Below are 3,193 nucleotides of genomic sequence, written 5' to 3'. Positions count from 1 at the left end.
CACCTCCGCAGCCATTTATTGGTGTGGTCTACAGAGGATTATGTCTTTTTAGAGGGGAAAATCCCTAGAACCCCTTATTGCTCCTATATCTTAATAGGCATTGTTTTAACGGGCTTTTGAGATACAACTCAAGGGGTTTATTCAACACGCCTTTTGGCCGGTATAGCTCCCCATATTATCCAGAAAAGGAATTAGAGCATTTTGCTGAAAAGCTTGAAGACGCGACTTTTTATAATATGGAGTTCTCCGACTTTTTGTACGAAATGGAAGATAGGTTTACTGGAAGAGGTATGAAGTGTCAGTGCTATGCTGACCCGCCTTACATAAAGCACGACGAACAAACTCAAGTATTTACTCAATACACTGCTAATGGCTTTTCATTAAACCACCATCGAGCTCTGAATAAACAATTAACCGACAACCGAGCAATGTATGACAAGGTTCTGGTATCAAATCATGAGGGTAAAAGACTCAAAGAAATTTATAACGGAGCTATAAAAACGGTAAGGTTTAGAGTGCCAAGGACAATATCTTCCAGCGTTACAAAGAGAACTTCTGCACCAGAGGTTCTTCTTTATTATTAGCTTTTGTGGTGTGTGAATGGCTATAGATACATCTACATTGTAAACAGGTTTGTTAGATATGGATTTTGCACCAGTCGTAAATTAATTAGCAGAGTTATTATGGCTTCTGATACCAATCGCTATTGGTACAGAAATTTTAAAATCTCCTTGGTTCAAAGGAAAATTTGGCGAGTTCTTTGTTAATTTTTCTGCAAAGCATATGCTAAACCCAAATACATACCATTTAATCAAGAACGTAACCTTGCCAACAGATGATGGTAGTACGCAAATCGACCACATCATCGTTTCGAAGTTCGGTGTATTCGTAGTTGAAACCAAAAACATGAAGGGATGGATATTTGGAAACCCCAAACAAAGGATGTGGACACAAAAGCTCTACAAACATTCAAGCAAATTTCAAAATCCATTGCATCAGAACTATAAGCATGTACAAACACTTGTATCGGTATTGGGACTTAATGATGATCAAGTGCATTCCGTCATTGTTTTCGTTGGTGATAGTAAGGCTGAACTACCGTTTAGGTCATTGATTTTCGATGTACTGGTGTAAGCATATGATTTACATATAGACATTATTTATTTTATTGTTTTCAGTTAACGTTACCGCGACCGATATCGCAGAATAAAATGTCATTAAAACTACAAAAACTTTGGGCCGGTCATCATAAATTTTATAATAGAAAACTTCTGGATTTGCTCCAAAACTATTGGTTTCGCTTAAGAACAATGTTACGCGCTCGATAGTATCGTCAGTCAACCTATTTACTTCATCAGAGTTTGTAGAGCTAAAATCACGTAATTCATTGCTTATAACAAGCGTGGCACCTTCCCACTTACTTTGAGTGTGATGGTAATATAATCCACATGCTATGTGCGATAACACGCTGTCAAAACGTCTTAGGTCGATTGAATACGCCGCAGTGTGTTCTACTTTTCCATCGGGATGTTTTAGCATTACACGTTGATAGTTATCTAAAAAGTTCGAGTATGTGTCAGGCCGCCGGTCAATTGCTCGCATGATCTTGGTATTAAACAGCTGCTCTTTTATGTCATTTCCATGAAAGCACGTAGATAGACAAAACACTAAATACTCATCGTCTCTACTCTTACTATTATTGTGTTTCTCACAGGATGGTACCGTTATTAAATCTTTGCGTAGACTGATTTCACTGAGCACATCTTTTTGTTTTGGAAACAATGCTTTTGGAGGAATATGCTCCTTCGTTGTCGCTAAGGCATCGCACATGTAGCACGTTCTCTTTCGCATTAGCTACTCGACTTTTCTATCTTTGCCAGATGAGGCACGCTTTTTTCGCTCAACCTGCACATACACCGTATCGGTTGTCGCACTGCTAGAATGGCCCAGATCTTCTGATAGATCCTTTAGCGGTCTATCACGCTCTATCTCCATGCTTGCACCGGTATGACGCAGATAATGTGTGGTGGCTTCATTTAATTTCTGAGCGGATTCTAATCCTTGTTCTGACTTCATTTTGTCAAATGCAGCGTCGAACACGCTCTGAATAAGCCTCGAAATTTGACGACCTGTTAAACCACCGCGGCCTCTTATTTTTTCAACCAGAACGGTTTGCTCACCTTTGGACGGTAAAGGTGATAGTCCACGCCATTTTCTATAGCGTTTCAAAAACGTAAGATAACCCGGTGGTACCGTGATATCTCTTATCTTTTTGCCTTTTCCATAGGCCTTAAACCACCAGTTGTTGCCCTCATCTGTCCAAAAATGACTCATCAAGGGCGTCCAATCATTGCGCTCCGAGAGTTCTGAAAGCCTCAGAAATAGGGTTTTCATGGTAGCAATAGTAAATAAACTACGCTCCAAAAGCGGATCACTATCCGCCATCTCAACGGCAGTATCCAAGAGATATTGCCATTGCTGCTCAGTTAATCGACTTATCGTCTTTACCTGACTGTCTTTTATCAAGTACTTACAGTCTCGTTTTGCCAATGGAATAGGATTGCCGAAACAAATTTCTTCATCGATGAGATGGCGGTAAAAAGAGCTTAATGCCACAAAGGTAGATTCGAGGGTCTGCAATGAGGGTTGGTACTTTTTCGGATCGAGCACTCTGTCTTTATCGTATTTCGGCGGCGTTTGCCTGAACGGCGTCCACTTAAGGTTTGAAGCAAAGTAACCGTTATTGAGGCGAAATCGGTCATGGAGCTGGGTGCTTATCCATTTAACCGGTGGCGCCACACAGAAATCAATGTATCGCAAAATATCTGCTTTACGTAAATCATCTACTGGCTGCTTATCTACCATAAAGACCCACAATAGGAACTTTTCGATGTCATTTCGAAAACGCACGTACGTGTGTTGTGATTTGTTGCGACCAATATATAAAAGGTATTCTTTCGCCCAGTCCCAGTGCTGTCTCATCCATGTCGGTTGATTGTCTAAGAATGAACTTAGCTGTGGATAGTCAGACAAACTGAGCTCTGCTAGCTCAGTATACGTGGGAAACAACGGTGTGGGTTTAGTGATGGCCAAGTGTGTTGTGATTGTTAGTTAAGAGAGCCTGTAACAGATTCTGTGTAACTGCCATTAGTTAATATGCTTTTCGAGGCGTTCCTCGAACTCGATAATAAAA

4 protein-coding genes are annotated in these 3,193 nt (G+C 40.5%); 2 read left to right on the top strand and 2 right to left on the bottom strand.

The window, feature by feature from the left end; all coding sequences use genetic code 11:
• Window positions 1–77: 77 nt before the first annotated feature.
• Window positions 78–584, top strand: coding sequence for a DNA adenine methylase (locus tag NO989_RS21600; protein ID WP_371343183.1), 507 nt, complete (start codon window positions 78–80; stop codon window positions 582–584).
• Between the two features lie 106 nt (window positions 585–690).
• Window positions 691–1,134 (top strand): nuclease-related domain-containing protein, encoded by a 444-nt coding sequence (locus tag NO989_RS21595; RefSeq protein WP_371343184.1) that lies wholly within the window; start codon window positions 691–693, stop codon window positions 1,132–1,134.
• Window positions 1,135–1,143: 9 nt separating this feature from the next.
• Here NO989_RS21595 and NO989_RS21590 read toward each other — a convergent pair whose 3' ends face one another.
• Window positions 1,144–1,830, bottom strand: coding sequence for a hypothetical protein (locus NO989_RS21590; protein WP_371343182.1), 687 nt, complete (start codon window positions 1,828–1,830; stop codon window positions 1,144–1,146).
• Window positions 1,831–1,854: 24 nt separating this feature from the next.
• Window positions 1,855–3,093, bottom strand: coding sequence for a tyrosine-type recombinase/integrase (locus NO989_RS21585; RefSeq protein ID WP_071980015.1), 1,239 nt, complete (start codon window positions 3,091–3,093; stop codon window positions 1,855–1,857).
• Window positions 3,094–3,193: the final 100 nt, after the last annotated feature.

Origin of the sequence: Alteromonas sp. DY56-G5 (genome assembly GCF_041414725.1) — a bacterium.
Taxonomy (GTDB): Bacteria; Pseudomonadota; Gammaproteobacteria; order Enterobacterales; family Alteromonadaceae; genus Alteromonas; species Alteromonas macleodii.
The sequence above is the reverse complement of the archived record's forward strand: the minus strand, read 5'-3'. Positions and strand labels throughout refer to the sequence as shown.